Annotated in this window: 1 protein-coding gene; it reads right to left on the bottom strand. The window is 40.0% G+C overall.

Translation table 11 applies throughout. The features are described 5' to 3' along the window. Nucleotides 1-648, bottom strand: a 648-nt coding sequence (locus A3750_RS24610; protein ID WP_197475301.1) for an MvaI/BcnI family restriction endonuclease, incomplete at its 3' end; no start/stop codon positions are given. Between the last annotated feature and the right edge of the window lie 57 nt (nucleotides 649-705).

The following is a 705-nucleotide window of genomic DNA, read 5'->3' as shown; positions in this document are numbered from 1 at the left end:
TCTCCACAGAAACCCATGGTCTTTGATTTTTCCTTGCTTCTCGGAAAGAGTGAAATCGAGGTATATGTCCCCTGCCTGAACTAGCTTTAAAAATCTTAGAATAGAGGGCCACTTACAATATCGAACCGACTCAATGACGCAATACTCTGCATCACCTTTCTTAAACGAATTAACTGCTATAAAAGCTGTCTGACTGTGCTTAGATAAAAGAGCTTCTTCCAATTGCTCAGCGTCATACTCCATGACTTTATTGCCATGCCTGAACACTTCTACGAGATGTCCATTTACGTTTAAGTTAAATCCCAGAGTATCAGGATTACTGCTAAAAGATGTATATAGCGAATTACGACTTTTCTTTTGGTCATACGACGAGTGCTCATTGAAAAAGTCGTTTTTGTTTGCACCATTTTCATATCTTGTGGGTATTCTTGAAAACAAGGTCTGCAGTGTTTTACCTTTCTTAGTTTTCAGCTCAATACCCATAAAATCGGCTTCTTTACTGCTGTTAGCTTTAATTCCAAGTGCCTGTTCCAGCGCTAACCCAAATCTTCCAGAGCCCTTTGAACTGACCTTGATAGGGCCAAGGCCTTGTAGCTTAGAGAATAGAATTTTATGCGGTTCAACTGCTGGTATTGGAGAGCGATCCAAGTGATCTAGAACTATTAGTTTTAGTAAGCGCTGGTAATTATGAAAGGGTTTGAGACC

The organism is Oleiphilus sp. HI0079, from assembly GCF_001635105.1.
Note: the sequence above shows the minus strand (reverse complement) of the source record. Positions and strands in the feature narration are given on the sequence as shown.